This window comes from Ectobacillus sp. OTK (assembly GCF_059698935.1).
This window is the reverse complement of sequence record NZ_AP048547.1, coordinates 3,813,981-3,837,907: the sequence shown is the minus strand read 5'-3', so window position 1 is coordinate 3,837,907 and position 23,927 is coordinate 3,813,981. Positions and strand designations below refer to the sequence as shown.

23 protein-coding genes are annotated in these 23,927 nt (G+C 43.4%); 19 read left to right on the top strand and 4 right to left on the bottom strand.

Annotation, left to right across the window (positions count from 1 at the left end; translation table 11 throughout):
- Window positions 1-135 precede the first annotated feature (135 nt).
- The 3 genes from typA to AC6HZ4_RS18960 all read left to right on the top strand — a co-directional run bounded on the left by typA (window position 136) and on the right by AC6HZ4_RS18960 (window position 3,155).
- The gene (gene typA, locus AC6HZ4_RS18970) at window positions 136-1,980 is read left to right on the top strand and encodes a translational GTPase TypA (RefSeq protein ID WP_497491262.1); all 1,845 of its coding nucleotides are present in this window, start codon (window positions 136-138) and stop codon (window positions 1,978-1,980) included.
- Between the two features lie 575 nt (window positions 1,981-2,555).
- Complete coding sequence (locus AC6HZ4_RS18965) at window positions 2,556-2,864, top strand: YlaH-like family protein (RefSeq protein ID WP_497491261.1); 309 nt, start codon at window positions 2,556-2,558, stop codon at window positions 2,862-2,864.
- A 3-nt stretch (window positions 2,865-2,867) separates the two neighbouring features.
- A complete protein-coding gene (locus tag AC6HZ4_RS18960) occupies window positions 2,868-3,155 on the top strand; it encodes a hypothetical protein (RefSeq protein WP_497491260.1) in 288 nt (95 codons plus the stop codon).
- A gap of 276 nt (window positions 3,156-3,431) precedes the next feature.
- On the opposite strand, the gene AC6HZ4_RS18955 is transcribed toward AC6HZ4_RS18960, so the two are convergent.
- Window positions 3,432-3,632, bottom strand: coding sequence for a YlaI family protein (locus AC6HZ4_RS18955; protein ID WP_497491259.1), 201 nt, complete (start codon window positions 3,630-3,632; stop codon window positions 3,432-3,434).
- Between the two features lie 484 nt (window positions 3,633-4,116).
- Here AC6HZ4_RS18955 and AC6HZ4_RS18950 point away from each other — a divergent pair, with 484 nt between their 5' ends.
- Together AC6HZ4_RS18950 and AC6HZ4_RS18945 are read left to right on the top strand one after the other, a co-directional pair.
- Window positions 4,117-4,572 (top strand): pyridoxamine 5'-phosphate oxidase family protein, encoded by a 456-nt coding sequence (locus AC6HZ4_RS18950; protein ID WP_497491257.1) that lies wholly within the window; start codon window positions 4,117-4,119, stop codon window positions 4,570-4,572.
- A 181-nt stretch (window positions 4,573-4,753) separates the two neighbouring features.
- Entirely contained in the window at window positions 4,754-6,082 is a 1,329-nt protein-coding gene (locus tag AC6HZ4_RS18945; protein ID WP_497491256.1) for a PhoH family protein, read from the top strand.
- A gap of 330 nt (window positions 6,083-6,412) precedes the next feature.
- On the opposite strand, the gene AC6HZ4_RS18940 is transcribed toward AC6HZ4_RS18945, so the two are convergent.
- The gene (locus tag AC6HZ4_RS18940) at window positions 6,413-6,910 is read right to left on the bottom strand and encodes a peptidyl-prolyl cis-trans isomerase (protein ID WP_497491255.1); all 498 of its coding nucleotides are present in this window, start codon (window positions 6,908-6,910) and stop codon (window positions 6,413-6,415) included.
- Between the two features lie 169 nt (window positions 6,911-7,079).
- Here AC6HZ4_RS18940 and AC6HZ4_RS18935 point away from each other — a divergent pair, with 169 nt between their 5' ends.
- From AC6HZ4_RS18935 to pyc, 3 genes are all read left to right on the top strand, one after another.
- Window positions 7,080-7,364, top strand: coding sequence for an Fpa/YlaN family protein (locus AC6HZ4_RS18935; protein ID WP_497491254.1), 285 nt, complete (start codon window positions 7,080-7,082; stop codon window positions 7,362-7,364).
- Between the two features lie 162 nt (window positions 7,365-7,526).
- Window positions 7,527-8,702 carry an FtsW/RodA/SpoVE family cell cycle protein gene (locus AC6HZ4_RS18930; RefSeq protein WP_497491253.1) on the top strand — a complete coding sequence of 392 codons (1,176 nt, stop codon included), beginning with the start codon at window positions 7,527-7,529 and terminating at the stop codon, window positions 8,700-8,702.
- 428 nt (window positions 8,703-9,130) lie between these two features.
- Entirely contained in the window at window positions 9,131-12,574 is a 3,444-nt protein-coding gene (gene pyc, locus AC6HZ4_RS18925; protein ID WP_497491251.1) for a pyruvate carboxylase, read from the top strand.
- Window positions 12,575-12,678: 104 nt separating this feature from the next.
- Here pyc and AC6HZ4_RS18920 read toward each other — a convergent pair whose 3' ends face one another.
- Window positions 12,679-13,641 carry a COX15/CtaA family protein gene (locus AC6HZ4_RS18920; protein WP_497491250.1) on the bottom strand — a complete coding sequence of 321 codons (963 nt, stop codon included), beginning with the start codon at window positions 13,639-13,641 and terminating at the stop codon, window positions 12,679-12,681.
- Window positions 13,642-14,205: 564 nt separating this feature from the next.
- Here AC6HZ4_RS18920 and cyoE point away from each other — a divergent pair.
- From cyoE to AC6HZ4_RS18885, 7 genes are all read left to right on the top strand, one after another.
- Entirely contained in the window at window positions 14,206-15,051 is an 846-nt protein-coding gene (gene cyoE / locus AC6HZ4_RS18915; protein ID WP_497495770.1) for a heme o synthase, read from the top strand.
- A 170-nt stretch (window positions 15,052-15,221) separates the two neighbouring features.
- Window positions 15,222-16,271 carry a cytochrome c oxidase subunit II gene (gene coxB / locus AC6HZ4_RS18910; protein ID WP_497491249.1) on the top strand — a complete coding sequence of 350 codons (1,050 nt, stop codon included), beginning with the start codon at window positions 15,222-15,224 and terminating at the stop codon, window positions 16,269-16,271.
- Between the two features lie 34 nt (window positions 16,272-16,305).
- Entirely contained in the window at window positions 16,306-18,165 is a 1,860-nt protein-coding gene (ctaD, locus tag AC6HZ4_RS18905; protein ID WP_497491248.1) for a cytochrome c oxidase subunit I, read from the top strand.
- Complete coding sequence (locus tag AC6HZ4_RS18900) at window positions 18,165-18,788, top strand: cytochrome (ubi)quinol oxidase subunit III (RefSeq protein WP_497491247.1); 624 nt, start codon at window positions 18,165-18,167, stop codon at window positions 18,786-18,788. Before ctaD ends, AC6HZ4_RS18900 begins: the two co-directional genes overlap by 1 nt.
- Window positions 18,789-18,791: 3 nt before the next feature.
- Entirely contained in the window at window positions 18,792-19,130 is a 339-nt protein-coding gene (ctaF, locus tag AC6HZ4_RS18895) for a cytochrome c oxidase subunit IVB (protein ID WP_497491246.1), read from the top strand.
- Window positions 19,131-19,340: 210 nt separating this feature from the next.
- Window positions 19,341-20,258, top strand: a complete 918-nt coding sequence (ctaG, locus tag AC6HZ4_RS18890; protein WP_497491245.1) for a cytochrome c oxidase assembly factor CtaG — start codon at window positions 19,341-19,343, stop codon at window positions 20,256-20,258.
- A gap of 164 nt (window positions 20,259-20,422) precedes the next feature.
- Entirely contained in the window at window positions 20,423-20,758 is a 336-nt protein-coding gene (locus AC6HZ4_RS18885; RefSeq protein ID WP_497491244.1) for an Asp23/Gls24 family envelope stress response protein, read from the top strand.
- Between the two features lie 14 nt (window positions 20,759-20,772).
- On the opposite strand, the gene AC6HZ4_RS18880 is transcribed toward AC6HZ4_RS18885, so the two are convergent.
- Window positions 20,773-21,138 carry a YugN family protein gene (locus AC6HZ4_RS18880; RefSeq protein ID WP_497491243.1) on the bottom strand — a complete coding sequence of 122 codons (366 nt, stop codon included), beginning with the start codon at window positions 21,136-21,138 and terminating at the stop codon, window positions 20,773-20,775.
- A 269-nt stretch (window positions 21,139-21,407) separates the two neighbouring features.
- Here AC6HZ4_RS18880 and AC6HZ4_RS18875 point away from each other — a divergent pair, with 269 nt between their 5' ends.
- From AC6HZ4_RS18875 to AC6HZ4_RS18860, 4 genes are all read left to right on the top strand, one after another.
- Entirely contained in the window at window positions 21,408-22,442 is a 1,035-nt protein-coding gene (locus tag AC6HZ4_RS18875) for a CAP domain-containing protein (RefSeq protein ID WP_497491242.1), read from the top strand.
- Window positions 22,443-22,527: 85 nt separating this feature from the next.
- Window positions 22,528-22,959: a YlbD family protein gene (locus AC6HZ4_RS18870; RefSeq protein WP_497491241.1), complete on the top strand. Its 432-nt coding sequence runs from the start codon at window positions 22,528-22,530 to the stop codon at window positions 22,957-22,959.
- Window positions 22,960-22,970: 11 nt separating this feature from the next.
- A complete protein-coding gene (locus AC6HZ4_RS18865) occupies window positions 22,971-23,222 on the top strand; it encodes a YlbE-like family protein (protein ID WP_497491240.1) in 252 nt (83 codons plus the stop codon).
- A gap of 66 nt (window positions 23,223-23,288) precedes the next feature.
- A complete protein-coding gene (locus tag AC6HZ4_RS18860; RefSeq protein ID WP_497491238.1) occupies window positions 23,289-23,861 on the top strand; it encodes a histidine phosphatase family protein in 573 nt (190 codons plus the stop codon).
- Window positions 23,862-23,927 lie beyond the last annotated feature (66 nt).

The window sequence follows — 23,927 nt, the reverse complement described above, 5'->3', positions numbered from 1 at the left end:
CAAATCTCTTTTTGCGTGGAATAGCTGGGAATTTATTTCCTATCTACTTTCTTTACGTGATCTTGGTTGCAACTTAGTCGGTTTCGCTCTTATAATAGAAAGGGTTAAAAAGATGAATAGTAGGAGCTGGACAGATTGAAAAAACGAGAAGACTTACGTAATATCGCGATCATCGCCCACGTTGACCATGGAAAAACGACGCTTGTTGACCAACTGCTGCGTCAAGCAGGGACGTTTCGTTCGAACGAGCACGTGGATGAGCGCGCAATGGATTCCAATGATTTAGAGAGAGAACGCGGGATTACAATTTTAGCGAAAAATACCGCGATTAACTATAATGGTACACGTATTAACATTTTGGATACACCTGGACATGCGGACTTCGGCGGCGAGGTAGAGCGTATTATGCGCATGGTTGATGGTGTATTACTAGTTGTGGACGCGTATGAAGGCTGTATGCCGCAAACGCGCTTCGTTTTAAAAAAGGCGCTTGAGCAAAATTTAACACCAATCGTTGTCGTAAACAAAATTGACCGCGACTTTGCACGCCCAGAAGAAGTGGTTGATGAAGTGTTAGACTTATTTATCGAGCTTGGCGCAAATGAGGAGCAGTTGGAGTTCCCAGTTGTATTTGCTTCTGGTATTAATGGCACAGCAAGCTTAAGCCCAGACCCGGCTGACCAAGAAGAAAACATGAAGTCACTATTTGATACAATTGTTGAGAATATTCCAGCACCGGTTGACAATAGCGAAGAGCCATTGCAATTCCAGGTAGCGCTTCTGGACTACAATGACTATGTGGGTCGTATTGGAATTGGACGCGTGTTCCGCGGTACGATGAAGGTTGGACAGCAGGTAGCATTAATGAAGCTTGACGGCAGCGTGAAGCAATTCCGAGTAACGAAAATTTTCGGCTTCTTTGGCTTAAAGCGCGAAGAGGTACAGGAGGCCAAAGCTGGGGATTTAGTAGCAGTTTCTGGAATGGAGGACATCAATGTTGGAGAAACAGTATGTCCATTTGAACATCAAGAAGCGCTTCCGGTACTACGCATTGACGAGCCTACATTGCAAATGACATTCCTTGTAAACAACAGCCCATTCGCTGGGAAGGAAGGCAAATTTGTAACAGCACGAAAAATTGAAGAACGTCTCCGTGCTCAGCTGCAAACTGATGTGAGCTTGCGCGTAGAAAATACAGATTCTCCGGATGCTTGGATTGTTTCAGGGCGTGGAGAGCTTCATTTGTCTATCTTAATTGAAAACATGCGCCGCGAAGGATACGAGCTGCAGGTGTCCAAGCCTGAAGTTATTATCCGTGAAATCGATGGTGTACGCTGCGAGCCGGTAGAGCGGGTGCAAATCGATGTGCCTGAGGAAAACGTTGGTGCTATCATTGAGTCTATGGGAGAGCGCAAAGGCGAAATGCTTGATATGATTAATAACGGAAGCGGCCAAGTACGTTTAGTCTTCATGGTGCCTGCACGCGGTTTAATCGGTTATTCTACAGACTTTATGACATTAACGCGCGGCTACGGTATTTTAAACCACACGTTTGACAGCTACCAGCCGATGCAGCCAGGTCAAGTCGGCGGCCGTCGTCAAGGTGTACTCGTATCGATGGAAACTGGAAAAGCATCCTCATACGGTATTATGCAAGTAGAAGACCGCGGTACTATTTTTGTGGAGCCGGGTACGGAAGTATACGAGGGTATGATTGTGGGCGAGCATACACGTGAGAATGATTTAACAGTAAACATTGTAAAAGTAAAGCAAGCAACAAACATCCGTTCAGCGAACAAAGAGCAAACAGCAACGATGAAAAAACCGCGTATTATGACGCTTGAAGAATCGCTTGAATACTTGAATGATGACGAGTACTGTGAAATCACACCACAATCCATCCGTCTGCGCAAAAAGCTTCTCGACAAAAACGAACGTGAGAGAGCAGCAAAGAAGAAGAAATACGCAGAACAAGCTTAATACGAAAAGCGGACACAGCTCGACCTGATTTCGCAGTAAAACAACCGCACACAAAACGTGCGGCTTTAGCGGAGGGGACTCATCGGAGCTTTCCGTGTGTTCCTCGCCACTGCAGGTGTTTTTTGCAGAAAGGGAGCGGGCAAAGACGTTGGAAAATAAACACAAACAAAGCCTCCGGATTTTTTGGAGGCTTTGTTTGCATATAGGATGAAAGAGTTGTGTTACGATCCTTTATGAAAAAAGTCTGCTAGTGCATGCCCGAATTGAATCAGTTGGTATCCCATTAGGGTTACAGCGGTTAAAGAAAAAAATCCAGTCATGATAAAGCGAAGAATCATCATTGCTTCTCCTCCTTTATGACCAACACGCTTGATTTATATGCGGCGGTCTAGGTTCGAACAACTACGGGCATATTGTATTCCTTTTTAATCTATGTAGCAAGAAAAGATTTATGGTGATTTTTCCAACCATTTTTTTGCATCAGGTCTACTGGAAGAGAATGCGTTTTCGCTAGACAGGGACGTTTCCTCCATGTACTCTAAGAATAGAACGAATACAAAGGGGAGAAGCAAAGCATGCTGGAGAGAATGACTTTTTTCGCAAGGCTGTATGACGTAGGGGATAATGCGGGGACAGGCATGTGGCTTTTGTATGCGACTGTAATCGTGTTAAGCATTATTGTATTTAATTTAGGCTTTGCCCGTAAGCTGCCGTTGCTTAAAAATGTTGTAGTTTACATATCGCTCGTTCTTGGCTGCTCTGTATTAACGTTTTTTGCAGTCTTTTTACCGATTGCGGAAGGGTTGGTTATTGCGGCGATTATTCTCGCTATTTACAAAATCCGCTTGCATCAAGCGAAAAAAGAGCAAGCAAAGGGAGTGTAGCAGATGAAATCGTTACAGGATGTATTATATAACTGGCTTACGATTAAAATGATTGCGGAAGCAAGGCCGAACGACGGGGCAGCGCAGGAAACTTATGAATTATTTGATGGTATGCTTCGTAATGATCACGGTGTGGAACAGGTTACAATTGAGAAGGATGAGGAAATGTACCTTGTTACGTACATGAAGGAAGGACAGGTAAAATCAACACGCTTTCCAACAGATCTCATTGATTGCTTTTTAGAGCAAATGGAACGGGAACCAGAGAAGTTTCAAAACTACGAACAATAGTTTAGAGGCTCCGACTCATGTCGAAGCCTCTTTATTTTAGACTCTTTTCTAAACAATTGTTGCTGCAGGAATCAAAGAAGGTGCTTCGATACAAGCAGGAGGTGAATAGCCTCTTGCAACAAACCTCTCACTTCTGATTTCCCATCTCCTCTCACAGTGCTGTATATGTGCGCTGGGCAAGATGCAAAAGCAACAATAGCTGCGAAAACAGCCTTATTTTAAGAGAAGCACGCATTCCTTTTTGCGGATTGTCCAGCCCGTATGCCCGCCTTCCTCCTACCAATCCTCTTCCGTTTTCTTGCCGCTATATAAACGGAAAGTCCCTGTCTCTATGCGCTGCGCTGTCCGCTCGGAAATTCGGTCATGGCACCTCTTGCACATATATGTATGAATCGGGCGATTACGCAGACGTTTTGCCAACGGGTCTTCATCATGAAGCACTTCGATTGTGTCGCATAAAATACATTTTACTCTCATTGTGTCACCTCAAAAAAACAAATTATGTTCTATTCAGTATATCATGAAAGCTATGCTGGTTTATACTCAGATATTTGAACTGCCCGCCGCTTCCCCGCGCTAACGCTCCTTTCCCGCAAGGAGACTTCCTTTGGGAGAAGGAAGGGGTCTCGCCTATTTTCACTTTAGGAAAGTAATAAATTTCCAGCCAGAAGCTCATTCGGCGCAGCAGGGAATTTTAGGAATAAAGTGTACGTGCAGCTGCGCCTCGGTCTTCGCCTAAAGGCGCGCCAATCGGCGAGTTTTCTTTATGATAAAATAAATATTTTCAATATTCACAAATCAAGGTATGATAAATGTACAGCAAAGATTTAGCGCATAAGATGTACTGTTTTCTCTCAATAGCGGCAGAGACAAACAGTTTCGGCTCGTTAGCATCCTTCTCTTGAGCAGGAAGGAATGAACGGGGTTAAAGCGGAACTAATAAAGCATGGGGGGTGAAAACATGGCAAACGTAGTAGAACCTGTACTAACAGAAGAGCTGATTCAAGCACTTCAGGAAGAGCGCATCGTAACAGTTGCCACCATTGACTTTGAAAAAGGGATTCCGAGCGTAAGCGCAATTTCTTGGGTGTATGCAATGAATGAAGCTTCTGTGCGTTTTGCGGTTGATCAACGTTCCCGTATCATCGAAAATGTGCGCAATAATGGAGCCGTCACGTTAAATGTGATTGCGAACGAATCCGTCTATTCTATCAGCGGCACTGCAAGCATTCGAACGGATCGTATGGAAGGTGTACCATTAAAGCTTGCGCTGGTTGAGATTGCTGTTAAGGAAGTAAGAGATGTAATGTTTTATGGTTCGAAAATTTCTGTAGAGCCGAAATATGAAAAAACGTATGATGCGCGTGCGGCGGCGAAACTCGACAACCAAGTGTTATCAGCCATGAAAGCACTGTAGTGTACATAAGGGCGGACAGTAGATATGTTCGTCCTTTTTTGTCACTGAGATGAGGAAAGTTTCCGTTTTTGTCATTCTATCTTTTAGATACGGTTCATATATTGATAACAACGGTTCGTCCATAGCCTGTATGGATGAAACCCTTGTTCTACAAACTATGGTGGAGTCAGGGGGTAACAGATTGAGTAAAATCTATGTTCTCGATACGAATGTGCTTTTGCAGGATCCGTTGTCGCTGTTTTCGTTTGATAATAACGAGGTTGTTATACCGGCAGTCGTGCTAGAAGAAGTAGATTCTAAAAAACGTTACATGGATGAGGTCGGTCGAAATGCACGCTACGTCTCGAAGTTAATTGACAAATTTCGGGAAATTGGGAAGCTGCATGATAGTATCCCGCTCGAAAATGGCGGAACGTTCCGTATTGAGCTGAACCATCGTTCGTTCGTCCAACTGCAAGATATTTTTGTGGAAAAAACGAACGACAACCGTATTTTAGCAGTGGCAAAGAATTTATCGCTTGAAGAGCAAGCGAAGGAAAACGGAAGACCGGTTATTCTTGTCAGTAAGGACGTGCTTGTACGCGTAAAAGCTGATGCCCTTGGATTACAGGCGGAAGATTATTTAAGTGACCGCGTGATTGAAGTGGATAATATATACACGGGCTTCTTAGAATTCTACATATCAAAAGATCTACTGAATCGCTTTTATGAAAAAGGAGAGCTTCCTGTTTCTGAAATCGCAAATCATCCATTTTATTCGAACCAATTTGTGCTTATGAAGGATTCGCTTGGAGGATCGGGATCTGCAATCGGCATTGTTGATCATACAGGCAAAAAAGTGAAAAAGCTCGTGTTTCCAAACGAGCAAATTTGGGGAATCCGCCCGCGTAACGTACAGCAAATTATGGGGATGGAGCTTCTTCTGCGAGAGGACATCCCGCTGGTTACGCTGATTGGAAAAGCAGGAACTGGAAAAACCTTGCTTGCATTGGCAGCAGGGCTGATGCAAACAGAGGATTTAGGGCTGTATAAAAAGCTTCTTGTAGCTCGTCCGATTGTACCTGTAGGAAAAGATATTGGATATTTACCGGGAGAGAAGGAAGAAAAGCTGCGTCCGTGGATGCAGCCCATTTACGATAATCTCGAATACTTGTTTAATACAAAAAAACCGGGAGAACTTGATGCTATTTTAGCAGGCATGGGATCCATCGAGGTAGAGGCCTTAACGTATATTCGCGGCCGCAGCATACCTGAGCAATTTATCATTATTGACGAAGCGCAAAATTTAACAAAGCACGAAGTGAAAACAATTCTAACACGCGTTGGCGAAAGAAGTAAAATTGTACTAATGGGCGATCCGCAGCAAATTGATCATCCGTATCTTGATGAATACAACAACGGTCTTACCTACGTGGTAGAGAAGTTTAAGGAGCAAAAAATAAGCGGACATGTGAAGTTCGTCAAAGGAGAGCGTTCCAGCCTCGCGCAGCTAGCGGCTGATTTACTATAAGAAAGCTGCTCCGCCTCGCCTTGTCGGGGACGGCTTTTCTTCAAATTATGCAGCATTTTGAGCCTGCTCTATATGCAGCGTCTTTCTCACTATGCAAAGGAAAAAGATGTCTTTAGCGGTGAGGAGCAATTTACGGCGGTATAGAGCAGGCTGAGTCTGCTTTTTCTTGAGCAGCTCGAATGACGCTCCTTTGCGTAAATAGCCTTCCTGCAAAAGGCAAAAGGCGCCTTTTGCGGGGAAGAATATGCGGAAAGTTTCTATCAATAAGCTTTGCTAAAGCCGCATGTTTTGTGCGCGGGTTGTTTTACTGCGGGAATAAAGCGGTTTTTTCTATACCACAGTAAACTTACGAACTCGTACGATCGGTTTATCGACGTTGGAGCCGTCTCCGAAATACAGGTGAACCGGACCGTTCTCGCGAAGCGGTTTACCGTCCTTCGAAAAGCCAAGAATAGCCTGCATCGCATCCTGTAAGGAGATTGTATAAACATCTGTTTCTGTATGAATCTCGACGGAATGTGCTCCCTCGTTCACTTCTGCATTTTGCAGAAATGGACGAAGCGGCATTGCAAATGTTCCAGTAATTATTTTTTCCTTTTCAAACTTTGTTACGCTGCGTTGGATTGGAGGGAACGCAGCCCCTTCGCGAATCTCACGATCCCAATGCTCTGCGGTGCTTTTTGTATATTGCTCCAGCTGGTTTTGCTCCGGTCTTGGTTCGTTAAAGTATGTGCACAAATCTACTTTCCGATCATCAAAAATCCAAATACTAGGGTCCAGCGTAATAGAAAACTTGACGTTTCCGTTTATTAATAAGATTTCACTCATAATGATAATGCCCCCATTTGTTTTTTACTCCCATCTTTCAGTATAATAGGGACAGAAACAGTTGTCATCTGCCAAGGCCGAAGGAAATATTTTTATTGCAATTTGCCAAAACTATCTATAATATTAAGAGATAGGATAGGAGAGTTGGACGGAAACGGAGGGAACCAATTTGGCGTCTGAGACGGTAACAAATCATCAGGATAAGGCTCTTGCCCTTCTAAAAGCTGATGCGGAAAAAATTTTAAAGCTCATTCATGTGCAAATGGACCATCTGACAATGCCTCAATGTCCATTGTACGAGGAGGTGCTGGATACGCAAATGTTCGGGTTGTCCCGCGAAGTCGACTTTGCCGTTAGACTCGGATTAATTGAAGAAGCGCAAGGCAAGGAAATTTTAGGAGAGCTTGAGCGCGAATTATCCGCCCTGCATGAGGCGTTTACGAAAAATCAATGATAATGGTATAATAAGGAGCTCGGCCGAACAAGGTCCGAGCTCTTTTGTGTAAAAAGAAAGCGTTATACATAGATGAAGAAGATGTGCTCTTTAAAGAGGAAGGAATAAACGATTTTTTCATGGAATACAACATGTAAAACTACCAGAGAAAGAGGGAATGTAATGAAACGAGCATGGAAGTCATTTGATTATACTTTATTGCTTCCGCTGCTAATTGTTTGTACGCTTGGGCTTATTATGGTGTATAGTGCCAGTTCGGTTGTCGCCATTACGAAATATGCCGGGCTGCACTATACGAGCGATCACTTTTTCCGGTCACAGTTGAGGGCGCTGATCGTTGGGGCTTTTTTGTTCGTCGTACTTGCATCGATTCCATATCATGTCTGGAAAAAACGGATTGTTGCTGTTTCAATATATGCAGGGGGGACTATTGTCCTGATTCTTGTGCTGCTAATTGGTACGGTTGTGAACAATGCACAGTCATGGCTATGGGGGGCACAGCCGTCCGAATTGATTAAGCTATGCGTGATTATAGTGATTGCCCGTTTTTTTGCAAAATGGCATGAACAAGAACGAGTAGCAGGACGGAGCAAGCTTGGAACGTGGGGATTTTTGTTTGCGGTGCTCCTTCTCATTAAAATGCAGCCGGATTTAGGAACGGACATGCTGATTGCGGCAATCGCGGGAATGATGATTTTTTGTTCGGGTATTCGTATGGATATATGGCTGAAGCGGGCGGCGGTTACATCCGTTATTTGGATACCGCTTGTGTATGTGATCGGAATGCTTGGTTTGACAGAGGAGCAATATGGCCGGATTCAAACCTTCTTCAACCCGTTCCAAGACCCGCAAGGAGAGGGCTTTCATATAATCAACTCATTTGTTGCAATTGCATCTGGAGGCATCCGTGGTTTAGGGCTGGGCAACAGTGTGCAAAAATATGGCTATTTGCCAGAACCTCATACAGATTTCATTATGGCTATCGTCTCGGAAGAGCTGGGTTTTTTAGGCGTAGCAGTTATACTTGCGTCACTAGCGCTCATCGTACTGAAGGCTTTTAAGATTGCCCAGCGATGTAAAGATCCGTTTGGCAGTATGGTTGCGATCGGTATAGGCAGTATGATTGGCATTCAAACGATTGTCAACGTCGGCGGTGTGACGGGGCTGCTGCCGCTCACTGGTGTTCCTGTTCCGTTTGTCAGCAACGGCGGCAGCTCCTTGGTGGCGAATTTAATGGCGATGGGGATTTTAGCGAATGTTGCCAGCCAGGTGAAGGCGCAGGAAAAGCAAGCGAAACGGCCAGCACCGCAGAAACCGCATCTAGTGGTAGTAAAGTAGTATATGTCTGATGGAAAGGGGCTTTGTACAAATGTACAAAGCTTTTTTTATAGAGCATTTCCTGTTTGTTTCATCATTTTTATAAAAAATTATGCAACAGATGCTAAATTTCATCAAAAAAGATAATAAAAAATTATGTTTTTTGATGAATGTCTTCCTCTAAAAAATATAACCCTATGTAAAGGAAAGTTTCGTTATAACGATAGGTTTACTATAAATTGTGTCATATAACCTCCTTTTTTATGTTTTTAGAAAGGAATAGTATGTCATATCTGTTTTAAAATGACATATTTTTTATAGTTACTTTCGGATATGTGTGTTATACTTCCTGTATAAAATGAATAATACAGAAATCTTATCAAATTCTGAAAAATGTTGTATGATGATTGAAATGCGTTTCAACAAACAGCACGAAAAGGGGAGAATGTATGAAAAAGCTGCAGAACATTCAAAAGGTATTAGTTGCAAACCGCGGTGAAATCGCGATTCGTGTGTTCCGCGCATGTACAGAACTCGGATTGCGGACTGTTGCGATTTACTCGAAGGAAGATGCGGGCTCGTATCACCGCTATAAAGCGGACGAGGCGTATCTAGTCGGGGAAGGCAAAAAGCCAATTGATGCATATCTTGATATTGAAGGAATTATTGCAATTGCAAAACGTAACGGTGTAGATGCGATTCATCCAGGTTACGGGTTTTTATCTGAGAATATTCAATTTGCCAGACGCTGCGAAGAAGAGGGAATTATTTTTATCGGACCAAAAAGCGAACATCTGGATATGTTCGGGGATAAGGTCAAAGCAAGAGGACAAGCATTGGCTGCAGGCATTCCTGTTATCCCGGGCAGTGACGGTCCGGTTGAAGGCTTAGAAGAAGTGCAAAGCTTCGCGCAAACATATGACTATCCTATTATCATTAAAGCAGCTCTTGGCGGCGGCGGCCGCGGTATGCGTATCGTTCGCTCGGAGTCTGAATTACAGGAAGCATACGAGCGTGCAAAATCCGAAGCAAAGGCAGCCTTTGGAAGCGATGAAGTATATGTAGAGAAGTTTGTAGAAAATCCAAAGCATATTGAGGTTCAAATTCTTGCTGACAAGAGCGGCAATATTGTTCACTTGTTTGAACGTGATTGCTCCGTACAGCGCCGTCACCAAAAGGTTGTTGAAGTAGCGCCGAGCGTTTCTCTTTCGGAAGGCTTGCGCAATGAAATTTGCGAAGCGGCTGTCAAGTTATCAGCAAATGTAAAGTATATCAACGCAGGTACAGTAGAGTTTCTTGTAAAGGATGATAAATTCTATTTCATCGAGGTAAATCCGCGCATTCAAGTAGAGCATACAATTACTGAGATGATTACGGGAGTTGACATTGTTCAGACGCAAATTTTAATTGCGGATGGCTATACATTACATAGCGACAGAGTCGCTATCCCGCATCAGGATAAAATTCAAACGCACGGCTATGCGATCCAATCACGTGTAACGACAGAAGACCCGCTTAACAACTTTATGCCAGATACAGGAAAAATTATGGCATATCGTTCAGGCGGCGGCTTTGGGGTGCGTTTAGATACAGGAAATAGTTTCCAAGGCGCTGTCATTACACCGTATTACGATTCTTTGCTTGTAAAAGTAACAACATGGGCGCTCACATTTGAGCAAGCAGCTGCGAAAATGGAGCGAAACCTGAAGGAATTCCGTATTCGCGGTATTAAAACGAATATTCCGTTCTTAGAAAACGTAGTAAAGCATCCGAATTTCCTATCTGGAGAATACGATACATCCTTTATTGATACAACACCGGAACTGTTCGTATTCCCGAAAAGAAAAGACCGCGGAACGAAAATGCTCACATATATCGGATCCATCACGGTTAACGGCTTCCCGGGGATCGGTAAAAACGAAAAACCAATTTTCGCTGAGCCTCGCATGCCGAAATTTGACTATGCAGAACCGTTAACAGGAACGAAAAACATCCTAGACGAGCGCGGTGCCGATGGTTTAGTGAAATGGGTGCAGGAGCAAAAGAAAGTATTGCTTACTGATACAACATTCCGTGATGCGCACCAATCGTTATTGGCGACGAGAGTTCGTACACAGGATTTGAAAAATATTGCTGAGCCTACTGCTCACTTGCTGCCGAATTTGTTCTCCATGGAAATGTGGGGCGGCGCGACGTTCGATGTGGCGTACCGCTTTTTAAAAGAAGATCCATGGGAAAGATTGCTGCAGCTTCGCAAGCGTGTTCCGAACGTATTGTTTCAAATGCTTCTGCGCGCATCTAATGCAGTTGGATATACAAACTACCCGGACAATGTCATCCAAAAGTTTGTAGAAAGCTCTGCGCAAGCGGGAATTGATGTGTTCCGTGTATTTGATAGCTTAAACTGGGTTGAGGGAATGCGCGTTGCAATTGATGCGGTTCGTCAGAGCGGTAAGCTTGCTGAGGCGGCTATTTGCTACACAGGAGATATTCATGATCCATCTCGCAGCAAATACGATCTGAAATACTACACAAACATGGCGAAGGAGCTTGAGGCAGCAGGTGCTCATATTTTAGGCATTAAAGATATGGCTGGACTTTTAAAGCCGCAGGCTGCTTATGATTTGGTATCCGCTCTAAAGGATGCTGTATCGCTTCCAATCCATCTTCATACGCATGATACGAGCGGAAATGGTATTTACACTTACGCAAAGGCAATTGAGGCTGGTGTTGATATTGTAGACGTAGCGGTAAGCTCTATGGCGGGCTTAACATCTCAGCCGAGCGCGAACGGATTATACTATGCGTTAGAAGGACATAAGCGTCAGCCAGATGTAAATATCAATTCACTTGAGCAGTTGTCCCGTTATTGGGAAGATACGCGCAAATATTATGCCCGTTTTGAAAGCGGGATGAACGCGCCGCACACGGATGTATATATGCACGAAATGCCGGGCGGACAATACAGCAATCTGCAGCAGCAGGCAAAAGCTGTTGGTCTTGGCGAGCGTTTCGATGAAGTAACAGTTATGTACCGCCGCGTCAATGATTTGTTTGGCGATATCGTAAAGGTAACACCATCCTCAAAGGTAGTAGGAGACATGGCGTTGTTTATGGTTCAAAACAATCTAACGGAGGAAGATATTTTCGAGCGCGGCGCAACGCTTGACTTCCCGGATTCTGTTGTGGAAATGTTCGAAGGCTATCTTGGCCAGCCGCATGGAGGATTCCCGGTAGAGCTGCAGCGCATTATTCTAAAGGGCAAACAGCCTCTCACGGTTCGTCCTGGTGAATTGCTTGAGCCGGTAGACTTTAACAAGCTGCAGGAAGAGCTGTTCCATAAGCTGAATCGTCAAGTAACGATGTTTGATGTGCTTTCATATGCTCTATATCCGAAGGTGTTTATGGATTATCAAAACATTCATGAAAGATTTGGAAATCTCTCTGTTTTGGATACACCAACATTCTTCTACGGTATGCGCTTAGGGGAAGAGACAGAAGTAGAAATTGAGCGCGGAAAAACGTTGATTGTAAGACTTGTTTCAATTGGGGAACCGCAGCCGGATGGAACACGCGTTGTATACTTTGAATTAAATGGACAGCCGCGCGAGGTCATCGTGAAGGATGAAAGCATTCAATCTACAGTAGCGCAGCGCGTAAAAGGAAACCGCGATAATCCAAGCCATATTAGTGCAACGATGCCAGGAACGGTTATCAAGGTACTTGTAAAAGCGGGCGATAAAGTGAAAAAAGGTGATACAATCGCTATTACGGAAGCGATGAAAATGGAAACGACAGTACAAGCTCCGTTTTCAGCTTCTGTTAAGGAAGTGTACGTGAAGAATGGCGATGCCATTCAAACCGGGGATCTTCTTATCGAATTGGATAAGTAATAAAAGGAGGACGTCTATGACAAATGTCAGAGGCGTCCTTTTGTTGTGACGGAAGGAAGCAGGCTCTCTGAAGTCCACTTGTTTTTATGAAAAGAGCCTTTGTCTTATTTAGACAAAGGCTCTGTACGGAAGGAACGATCATCGTTTGCTGCAGCGCTTTTAGCTTGTTTGCTTGTTTTGCTTCGCGTCGCAAGCAGAACAAGGTAGCAAAGCACAGCGAACAAGCAAGAAATGAAGAGCGCGTGCAGTAAAGCAACGTATAGATTTAATTCTGTATATACGATGAGTATACCCGATATAGCTTGAAGGCAGACTAGAATGAACGAAGTTAGCCAGCCATAATAGATGACGCGCTGTCCTCGGTATTCCCTCGCAGCGAGCAGCAATGCATAGCCGATCCAAACGAAAATCAGGAGTGCGGCAAACCGGTGGCCCATCTGTACCCACTCGTGAAATTGTGTCGGCAGCGGGCTGTTTTTACTGCAAATAGGGAAGGTAGGGCAAGCTAAGCTTGCATGTTCATGGCGAACGAGAGCTCCTGTGTATACGACAATGTAGCTGTAAATGGCTATGCCATAAATATGAAATTTCATTTTGTGATCGAGCGCAACCGACTGTGCATCAAACTTCTTATCTACTTCAAAAATAAGAAGCGTCTGCAAAATAACGGCTGCGAATGAAATGAGAGAAATTCCAAAATGAAGTGCCAGTACAGCGCCTGATTGTCCCCATACAACTGCAGCTGCGCCAATTAGCGCCTGCGCTAATAAAAAGGAAAAGGAAACAATGGCAAGCGGCTTCGTTTCGCGTATATGTCCTAAGTACCGCCATGATAGCACACATAATAAAGATACTAAAATCCCTGCCGAGCCGGAGACGAGACGATGGCTTAATTCAATTACCGTTTCAAGCGTGAGCGGGTCTGGGATAATTTGTCCGTGACAAAGCGGCCATTGTCTTCCGCAGCCAAGTCCGGAACCTGTTTTTGTGACTAAAGCTCCACCGAGCAGAACAAATAAAAGATTTAAGCTGGTTACAACTCCTAGCAGTTTCAGGAAACGTCGCAACCCGTTCACCTACTTTCTGAAATGAAGTTATGCTACAATATTTTGATGAAATAAGGCTTCCATATATAAATAACGAATTTGTCACAGTCCTAATCATATATAAAACTTTATAAAATAGCAAAGAGATGTGAGCAATTGGAAATGGTTTTGCACGGTGTACAGATACATAGAAGAACACAAGATCTTTTACATTTTGCGGCAAAAAGGCAACAAAAATATCCAATTCTAAACAATTCAGTGCGATTTTGGACAAAATTATTTATCATGGAAACAAATTCATGGTATGATTATAACAGATAAGAAAAGCCTGTTTGAAAAAGACACATAATGTTCATGTTTTCTTCACAATTTTCTCGCGAAATGTGATTTAATATAATCGAGCAAGTTTGTATATTTTAGACTATGAACTGATAAAACAATATCTCTACTGTAATAATATTGCCGTATAGATAGAAAAGCAGTTTGTAAACGGATGGAAAGGGGTTGACGAAAGTGAGTCAAGCAACACAAGTGCACGAGCAGTCAACTGTAAATGATGTACCGCAAACGACGTGGAAGCAGGATATGTTTGCGCTTTTGAAAATGGGGATTGTCAATTCAAACGCGTTGACGACATTTACGGGCTTTTGGCTCGCTCTCCATTATAATGGGCTCAGTTTTTTAGGTGAGCTTGATAAGATGGTATTTACACTACTTGGCTCGTCGCTTATTATCGCTGGTTCCTGCAGTTTGAATAATTATATCGACCGCGATATCGATCATTTAATGGAGCGGACGAAGCATCGGCCGACAGTTACAGGGAAGTTTAAAGGGAATTTTGTCTTAACTCTCGGCATTGTACTATTATTACTTGGTTTTGCATTTTTATTGCTGACAACTCCAATGGCTGCGTTTATTGGATTTATCGGTACGTTTACGTATGTAGTACTCTATTCATTATGGACGAAACGAGCATATACGCTCAACACAGTGATTGGGAGTGTTTCAGGAGCTGTGCCGCCTCTTATCGGGTGGGCCGCGCTTGATCCGAATTTGGACTTCATCGCATGGATGATGTTCTTAATTATGTTCATTTGGCAAATTCCGCATTTCCTGGCATTGGCGATGAAGCGTGTTGAGGAATACCGAAAAGCCGGCATTCCAATGCTGCCGGTTGTACATGGTTTTGAGATGACAAAACGGCAAATCATCATTTGGGTCGCATGCTTGCTGCCGCTTCCTTTTTATATGCATTCGCTAGGTGTTACATTTATGGTAGTTGCGACACTTTTAAATATCGGTTGGTTTGTGCTTGGATTGTATGGCTTCCGTACAAAGGACGATATTAAATGGTCTGTTCAAATGTTTGTATATTCGTTGAATTACTTATTGATTTTGTTTGGTTTAATGATTGCAGTTGTGATGTTCTAAGTTTGGTTTTTAGATAAGGCAATCGGGTCACTCCGATTGCCTTATAAAAACATATATTATTCCGAAAATTGCGTTTTTTTATTGAGTGACAAGGGGATTTTTTACGTCGGGATTTACTTTAATTGCTATAAAGTAAAATCTAATCAACAAAGAAAGCGGGGTTTGTTTGCATGAAGAAACAGTGGCGATTGCTTTCGCTCGTTTCCTTGCTGTCTTTACTGTTAGGGGGATGCGGTAAAGAATTTCAGTCTACTTTGATTCCGCAAGGCGAAGCAGCAAAGATGCAGTATGATTTATTAATATTATCCAGCGTAATTATGGTTTTCGTAGTGGCGGTTGTCTCTGTCATCTTTTTCTACGTAATTGTGAAATTTCGTCAGAAAAAGGGTCAAGAGCACATCATTCCGAAGCAAGTGGAGGGGAGTCATAAGCTGGAGATTATTTGGACTGTCATTCCAATTCTCTTGCTGTTAATCTTAGCTGTTCCTACTGTTACATACACATTTAAGCTTGCGGATGTCAGCGCAGCAGAAAAGAAAAAGCTTGATAAGGACACGGTTGTAGTCGATGTTACAGCACGCCTTTATTGGTGGGAATTTGCTTATAAGACGGATAAAGTAGTTACGTCTCAGGAATTGGTCATCCCTACTGGCAAAAAGGTATACTTAAACTTAAAGGGAGCGGATATTAAGCACGCCTTCTGGGTCCCATCTTTGGCAGGGAAAATAGATACAAATACAGAAAACACAAACAAGATGTGGATTCAAGCCGAGAAAGCAGGAACGTACAATGGATTTTGTACAGAGTTTTGCGGTCCTTCACATGCGCTGATGCAATTCAAGGTGAAAGCGCTTGATGAAAGCGAGTACAAAGCTTGGGTGGCTGCCATGAGCAAACAGGATGGTAAAGGGACTGCAGATACTGCACAGGCACAACAAGGAGAGCAGATTTTCCAAAAGAGCTGTGTGGGCTGTCATGCTGTAGCAGGCAACGACTCCCGTCCCGCTGCTGCTCGTATTGCACCGAACCTAGCTAACTTCGGTGACCGCGATCTGGTAGCAGGTATTGCAGATCAAACGGACGAAAACATCAAAAACTGGTTAAAGGATCCGGAAAGCATGAAACCGGGCAACAAAATGACCGGGAAATACGGCAACTTGACAGATCAAGAAATCGACGCCTTGACAGTGTATTTAAAGAGCTTAAAGGTTACGCAGTAAATAAGGGGAAAAATCACGAAGGGGAGGTAAAAACGTGAGTTCTGTAGCAAAGAAAAAAAGCGTTCTTTGGGATTACTTAACGACGGTAGACCATAAGAAAATCGCCATTTTGTATTTAGTTGCGGGCGGATTATTCTTTGTTTTCGGCGGAATTGAAGCCTTGTTCATCCGCTTTCAGCTCGCTGTACCGAACAATGACTTCCTAGTAGGGGATGCATACAACCAGGTATTAACAATGCACGGTACAACGATGATTTTCTTGGCGGCCATGCCGCTCATATTTGCTTTCTTAAATGCGGTAGTGCCGCTTCAAATTGGGGCACGCGACGTAGCATTTCCGTACATTAACGCATTGGGCTTTTGGTTGTTCTTCTTCGGGGGTGTATTCCTAAACTGCAGCTGGTTTTTAGGAGGCGCTCCAGATGCAGGCTGGACGTCTTACGCATCTTTGACGCTCGCTTCACAAACGCATGGCGTAGACTTCTATATTCTCGGCTTGCAGATTTCTGGTATAGGTACGTTAATTGGGGGAATTAACTTCCTTGTTACCATCATCAATATGCGTGCACCGGGTATGACATATATGCGTATGCCAATGTTCACATGGACAGCGTTCGTCGTTTCTGCACTCATTTTGTTTGCGTTCCCGCCGTTAACAGTTGGCTTGGCATTGTTAATGCTTGACCGTTTATTCGGTACAGCATTCTTTGATCCGGCTCTTGGCGGAAACACAATTATTTGGGAACATTTATTCTGGATTTTCGGACATCCTGAAGTATACATTCTTGTACTTCCGGCATTTGGTATTTTCTCTGAGGTTTTCGCAACGTTCTCGAAGAAGCGTTTATTCGGATATTCTTCTATGGTCTTTGCGACAGTGTTAATTGGCTTCTTAGGCTTCATGGTATGGGCGCATCATATGTTTACAGTTGGTATGGGGCCGGTAGCTAATGCGATTTTCGCTGTGGCAACAATGGCGATTGCTGTTCCGACAGGGATTAAGATTTTTAACTGGCTATTTACAATGTGGGGTGGAAGCATCCGTTTTACGACTCCTATGATGTATGCAGTTGCTTTTATCCCATCCTTTGTAATGGGCGGCGTAACAGGGGTTCAGCTCGCTTCGGCGCCGGCGGATTATCAGTTCCACGACAGCTATTTCGTTGTGGCGCATTTCCACTATGTAATCGTGGGCGGCGTTGTATTTGGTTTATTTGCAGGCGCACATTATTATTGGCCGCTTATGTTTAACAAGATTCTCGATGAAACGCTGGGCAAGATTACCTTCTGGCTATTCTTTATCGGCTTCCATTTAACATTCTTTATCCAGCATTTCCTTGGCTTGATGGGGATGCCGCGTCGTTACTTTACGTATTTGCCAGGACAGGGTCTAGAAACAGGAAACCTAATCAGCTCTGTTGGTGCAGCTTTTATGGGCTTGGCAACGATTGTTTTATTAGTGAATGTTGTGAAAACAACTGTATCCGGCAAGGCGGCTGGACGCGATCCATGGGATGCACGTACGCTTGAGTGGTCGGTAGAGGCGCCGACTCCGGAATACAACTTTAAGCAATTGCCGTTTGTTCGCGGCTTAGATGCGTTATGGATTGAAAAAATGGAAGGACGCAAGGAAATAACACCTGCAGAACCAGTTGGCGATATTCATATGCCAAACTCTTCTTTCCTTCCGTTTACGACATCTTTAGGATTGTTCATAGCTGCATTTGGAGCAATGTACATGAATGGCGGAAAGGAAACCGAGTGGCTGATTGTCGCGTTTATTGGCTTAGCTATCACATTTGGTTCCATGCTCCTGCGTTCTGTCATCGATGACCACGGCTATCACATTCATAAGGAAGATTTAGATGGAGATGATAAGGGGGTTACGGCATAATGCAAGCAGAAGAAAGATTAACCCTTGAAACGCTTCCTGCTGATCCGGAGAAGGCGACCCTAGAAGGGAAAAATAAATTCTTAGGTTTTTGGCTGTTCCTTGGGGGAGAGACGGTATTGTTTGCCTCTCTCTTCGGAACGTATCTTGCTTTGAAAAATTCAACAAACGGCGGACCGACAACACAAGAGCTGTTTGAGATTCCGATTGTCTTTGTGGCGACTATGCTTTTGTTAACAAGCAGTTTAACAAGTGTATATGCGATTTATCATATGAAGAACCTCAATTTCAAACAAATGCAGCTTTGGCTCATTATTACGGTTTTGTTAGGTGCAGGCTTTTTAGGGCTTGAAATTTATGAATTTAATCATTATGTTACACATTTCAAGCATACGATTAAAAGCAGCGCGTTTGGTTCTGCGTTCTACACGCTCGTCGGTACACATGGTGCGCACGTCGCTTTCGGCTTGCTTTGGATTTCAGCGCTTATCCTTCGTAATGCGAAGCGCGGTTTAACTTTGTATAACGCGCCGAAATATTACGTGGCGTCCTTATACTGGCACTTCATCGACGTAGTTTGGGTGTTTATTTTCACTGTAGTTTATTTAATGGGAATGGTGGGATAAACAATGGCGTCAAAACAACCTGGGATTATAAATTCGAAAGTAAATATTGAGTACAGAAGGAAGAAGAATGCAGAGGAAATGAAGCATCAGGTGATTTCGTTTGCATTGATGATTTTCTTGACGCTCGTTGCGTTTTTAGCAGTCATGTATCCGAAAACATTTGATCCGATTTTCACTGTACCGTTCATTATTTTACTTGCGGTTGTGCAAGTTATATTCCAGCTGTACTACTTTATGCATATGAGCCACAAGGGACATGAAGCGCCTGCTTTGTTTCTATACGCTGGTATTGCTGTCGCTTTATTGACAATTTTAGCGTTTATGACACTTATGTGGTGGTAGAAATAAAAGGGGATTGATAACCATCAATCCCCTTTTATTTAAGAGGAAGAAAGTTGTCTTGGAGGTATTTAGCTCCCACGGCCTGCTCCTTCTCATAAAATAATCTTCCGTATGCAAGGGAAAAAAGTACCTTTGATTGGGAATCGCATTTTACTATGGAATAAAAGCGGACCGTATCCGTTTTTCTTAATTATGAAGGGGGTGTAATCAATGAAAAATTTATGGATTTTCGGTTTTGAGGCGTTATGGAGCCCTATCTTTTTATTGATGATGATTCTAGTGCTAGTTGCATATTTTCTAATCATTGGGAAATATCGCTCGTATATTCCCAATGCTGAGAAAGTAAGCAAAAAGCAGCAGTTTTATTTTGTCACAGGTATTGTTCTCTTATATCTTATAAAGGGCGGCCCGATTGATTTGCTCGGTCATATTATTTTTAGTGCACATATGACGGAGATGGCCATTTTATATATGGCAGTGCCGCCGCTATTGTTGCTCGGGCTGCCCGAGTGGCTGCTGGAGAGGGTGATTCAAGCAAGGCTTATCCGTATACTTCTGAATACAGTCGGAAGACCGCTTGTTGCGTTATTTTTGTTTAATGGCCTGTTTTCAATTTACCATTTACCTGTTGTGTTTGATGCTGTTAAACAAAGCCATCTTCTGCATCCATTATTTCTAGCGGTTTTATTCGTTGCAGCGCTGCTGATGTGGTGGCCTGTTTTAAATCCGTTGCCGAATAATCAAACGCTCAGCGAAATTAAAAAAATCGGCTATATGTTTGCGAACGGTATGCTGCTCACGCCGGCTTGTGCTCTTATTATTTTTGCGAGCACTCCGCTGTTTGCTACTTATACGGACCCGCAGGCTTGGATGAAGGCAATGGAGCTTTGCGTACCAGCTGATACGCTCTCCTCTCTGCAGCTGACAGGACCGGATTTTCTAGGATGGATGCCTGTTCTAGACGATCAGCAAACGGGCGGTGTGATTATGAAGGTTATACAGGAGATTGTGTACGGAACAATTATCGGGTATGTCTTTTTTCGATGGTCACGCAGTGAAAGGGAAAAAGAGAAGAGTGGAACGTATGAAGTGCCGCCGTATTTGCAGTCTAAACCGTTAAGAAAGTGAACGGCTATGCCTCTTTAGATATTACCTGAACTTAGTGCAAGCAGAATCGTAATTAGCGCATTGCATGCTGGGTTTTTAGTGCTTGGGGAGCTTCCCAGGCTTTTTTTGTGTCCAAAATAGGAAGCAAGGCATAGGATATAGAAAAAGGAAAGGCGAGGATAATAATGGATATGCAGCAAATCCCGCCGCTCGGAATGCTGTACATTGCTAAGAGAACGTTAATGGAATTAGTAGAGATGGCTCTAGATGAAGTGTTCGGGGTGAGTAAGGCCGTCTCAAAGCTTCCCGGTCCTTTTAGAAGAAAGGGGATTTGGATTGAGGAGCAGGAAAAGGGGCTTGTGATTCACGTGAATGTCGCTATTTATAGCACGGCAGCTATTGTGCCAACGTGCATTACTGTACAAGAGAGGATTAAAGAGAGCATCGAGTCAGTAACAGGCTTACCTGTTCAATCGGTTTATATCCAGGTAGAGCAACTGATAAAGGCGTATCCATCTTGATACGCCTTATATACTTAGTGTGGATCTGGAAGGTTTGACAGCGCTTCCTTCACGTTCTTTAAAAGCTGCTCGCTTTTGTTTATTATGTTTTTCGGAAAATTTTCCCCTTCACCATACTCTACACCATGCGGATAGTAGTGCTTGCCAAGAAGCGGGGTTAACAGTTTAATTTTTGCAGAGCCGTGACCAACCTCTCCTTCCACCGCATATCCTTGAAGGCGCAGGTAGTACACATCCTGCAGCATTTCGAATTTATAGTCGTATGTAACACGTTCGTAATCCCATTGTCCTGCTAAAACAAACCCGTTTTGCTTCGCTACTTCTGTCAGCAGTGTGAAATCCACAACCTGACCATCAAGTCCTGTGTTTTCAAATTTCATTGTATAGCCCCCTTAATATACATGAAAATTTTCCCTAAATTTATAATAGTACGAATAATGTGAAAGCGCAATGAATAAACAAACAAAAACAAGATGTGAAAAGGACGAGAGAATGTCTGCTTGACGAGAAAAAATATGATATATTGAATATACTAGCATATAAACAAATTGTATTTGTAATTGCTTTATTGTGAAAAAATGGAATATGAATTCTTGTTGTGCATTCCGTGTGTATACCTCGGGATACAAGGCACAGGGGGTATATTGTAGTGAAGAAGGTATTGGTTATTCTCCTTTTAACCGTTATTGTATTATTTGTTGATTTGTACGGTAAGCTCATCGTTTCACAGTATATGAAATCGTCTGATTCTCAATTAAACAAGGTCGTTACGCCGCAATTAAAGAAGCAAGGAGAGGCAGTGCCTTCTGAGGCCGTCTCACAAATGCTCGGAAAGGATTCGGAGAGTCTATTAGCGTCATTTGGAGAACCGTCGCGCGTGGAGCCATCCTCCTATGATTATGAATGGTGGGTGTACAATACTGATTTGTCACGATATGTGCAGTTCGGTGTTTTACAAAATAAAGTTGTAACCATCTACGCTGCAGGTCAGGAAGTAGATATATCCCCGTTCCATATTGGGCAAAAATATGGGGATATTTATGCATTATCTCCATTTTCGTATGAAATTGATTTAGATTACAATAATAGCAGCTATCAATTTGAGCTATCCGAGTCAGAAGTAAATGAACAGCCGTTAATTGCAGTCTCAAATGGGTGGGCACAGCTGTATTTTGATAAGTTTACGCAGCAGCTAGCTGGAATTCGCTACATGGATAATGAGACGCTGCTCAAGCAACGGCCCTATCAGCTCATGTATTCAGGTGTGCTGGTGAATCCGCAATCGTTGACGGCGGAGAGGGAAAAAGAAGTAGAAGCGGCGAATGCAAAGCAGATTTTAGACTTAACAAATATCATTCGTCTTCGTCATCATTTAAAGCCGCTTGTGTGGGATGACGAAGTAGCAGAGGTTGCTTATTTACATAGTAAGGATATGAAGGATAGCAATTATTTTGCGCATGAATCGCCGCAGTTTGGTTCACTCGGCGATCGGCTTGAGCGTGGGAAGGTGACGTTTCGGATGGCTGGCGAAAATATCGCCTCGAACTATACGGACGGCATTGCTGCAGTGCAAGGATGGCTCAATAGCGAGGGACATCGCCAAAATGTTCTAAACTCAAAATTCAATAGCTTAGGTGTTGGTGTATACGATATGTATTACACACAAAATTTTACACAAAAATAACGGGGCAGCGCCTAAAAATAGGCGAACCATGCGCCGTTTTTTTCTTACAATGTAGTATATGATTTTAATAAATGAGGTGAGGACTATGACGACAGCGCGAGGGCAACAGCATCCTTCTGTGCAAAAATTCAAACAGTTTGTACGCCATCACCCAAAAATGATTCAAATTGTACGGAATGGAGAAAAGACGTGGCAGCAGTTTTATGAAGAGTGGTACTTACTTGGCGAACAGGATGCAGTGTGGAACACGTACAAGGAAAATGCAGTAGAAACGAAGCAGGCAGCAGCGCAAACAAATGTGATGCACGAAGAGGAATCGAAAAAGGACTGGGTGGGACAGATGCTGACATTTATCAAAAATATGAATGTGGATCAAATGCAGCAGCATTTAGCGAACGTAACAAATGTAATCGGAAGCGTGCAGCAGGTTGTTCAGTCCTTTAAGGGCGGCGCTAGCACCCCGCAGCAAGAGCAACAGCCGGTACAAAATAATCCGTTTTTCTTCCAAAAAGACTAGGAGGCGGGTGTATGAGACAAGAGCTCATTGAACTTTTGCAATCTCGGGAGGATTTACAAAACTATATAAGACAGCAGCCGCATTGGTATAGACGACTTTCACGTAATCCGGGAGAGAGGGAAGCATTTGAGACGGCAGCGCTTCAATTCTACAAAAAAACAATCCCAGATCAGGTTGCTAAGTTTCAAAACCAGCTGGCAATGGCTTCGATTATGCTTGAAATGTTTCAGTATATGAAGCAGCAAAATACGAATGCAGAGTAAAAGGGTATCCGTCATGCGTAAGTTCTGTTAAAATAAAGAGCAATCATACGAAAAGGAGCTTACGGCATGACGGAAATTTGTTTAGTACGACATGGACAAACAGAATGGAATTTCCAGGAGATTATCCAAGGGAGAGAGGATATCCCGCTCAATGAAACCGGCAGACAGCAGGCAAAGCAAAGCGCTCATGCACTGCGCGGGGAGAAATGGGATGTTATTATTAGTAGTCCGTTAGTACGAGCCTATGAAACGGCAAAGGAAATTGCCGATGCTGTTGGACTTGATGTGATTCATCTAGATGAACGTTTTATAGAGCGGCATTTCGGGGCAGCATCTGGCAAGCCTGTACGCGACGTTCGCCATCGCATCGCTGCTGGCGATGTAGAAGGTATGGAAACGGATCAAGAAATTGTAGAGCGTTGCTTTTCGGCGCTGCAGGATGTTGCGAATCAGCATGCTGGCAAGCGCATCATTATTGTTGCGCATGCACACGCGATTAAGGCTATGCTTCATGCGATCAGCCCTGATGAGGTTACGTTTCAAACATTTCTGAACAATGCCTGCATTAACTATGTTGCCTTGAAAGAAGAGACGTGGAGTATCATAAGATATAATGTGGCAGAGCATATTCGTGCCTGAACGGCTGCTGCCCTTGTGCACTCTATGTACCAAAAGCAGGATTAGGAGTTATGCTGCAAATATGGT

Coding starts and splice junctions, on each gene's coding strand:
- AC6HZ4_RS18950 (WP_497491257.1), top strand. CDS start 4,117: ATGGCAAACGTAGTAGAACCTGTACTAACAGAAGAGCTGATTCAAGCA.
- AC6HZ4_RS18930 (WP_497491253.1), top strand. CDS start 7,527: ATGAAACGAGCATGGAAGTCATTTGATTATACTTTATTGCTTCCGCTG.
- AC6HZ4_RS18870 (WP_497491241.1), top strand. CDS start 22,528: ATGACGACAGCGCGAGGGCAACAGCATCCTTCTGTGCAAAAATTCAAA.
- AC6HZ4_RS18940 (WP_497491255.1), bottom strand. CDS start 6,910: ATGAGTGAAATCTTATTAATAAACGGAAACGTCAAGTTTTCTATTACG.
- AC6HZ4_RS18860 (WP_497491238.1), top strand. CDS start 23,289: ATGACGGAAATTTGTTTAGTACGACATGGACAAACAGAATGGAATTTC.
- AC6HZ4_RS18960 (WP_497491260.1), top strand. CDS start 2,868: ATGAAATCGTTACAGGATGTATTATATAACTGGCTTACGATTAAAATG.
- AC6HZ4_RS18900 (WP_497491247.1), top strand. CDS start 18,165: ATGCAAGCAGAAGAAAGATTAACCCTTGAAACGCTTCCTGCTGATCCG.
- ctaF (WP_497491246.1), top strand. CDS start 18,792: ATGGCGTCAAAACAACCTGGGATTATAAATTCGAAAGTAAATATTGAG.
- AC6HZ4_RS18965 (WP_497491261.1), top strand. CDS start 2,556: ATGCTGGAGAGAATGACTTTTTTCGCAAGGCTGTATGACGTAGGGGAT.
- pyc (WP_497491251.1), top strand. CDS start 9,131: ATGAAAAAGCTGCAGAACATTCAAAAGGTATTAGTTGCAAACCGCGGT.
- cyoE (WP_497495770.1), top strand. CDS start 14,206: ATGTTTGCGCTTTTGAAAATGGGGATTGTCAATTCAAACGCGTTGACG.
- AC6HZ4_RS18885 (WP_497491244.1), top strand. CDS start 20,423: ATGGATATGCAGCAAATCCCGCCGCTCGGAATGCTGTACATTGCTAAG.
- AC6HZ4_RS18955 (WP_497491259.1), bottom strand. CDS start 3,632: ATGAGAGTAAAATGTATTTTATGCGACACAATCGAAGTGCTTCATGAT.
- AC6HZ4_RS18865 (WP_497491240.1), top strand. CDS start 22,971: ATGAGACAAGAGCTCATTGAACTTTTGCAATCTCGGGAGGATTTACAA.
- coxB (WP_497491249.1), top strand. CDS start 15,222: ATGAAGAAACAGTGGCGATTGCTTTCGCTCGTTTCCTTGCTGTCTTTA.
- ctaG (WP_497491245.1), top strand. CDS start 19,341: ATGAAAAATTTATGGATTTTCGGTTTTGAGGCGTTATGGAGCCCTATC.
- AC6HZ4_RS18880 (WP_497491243.1), bottom strand. CDS start 21,138: ATGAAATTTGAAAACACAGGACTTGATGGTCAGGTTGTGGATTTCACA.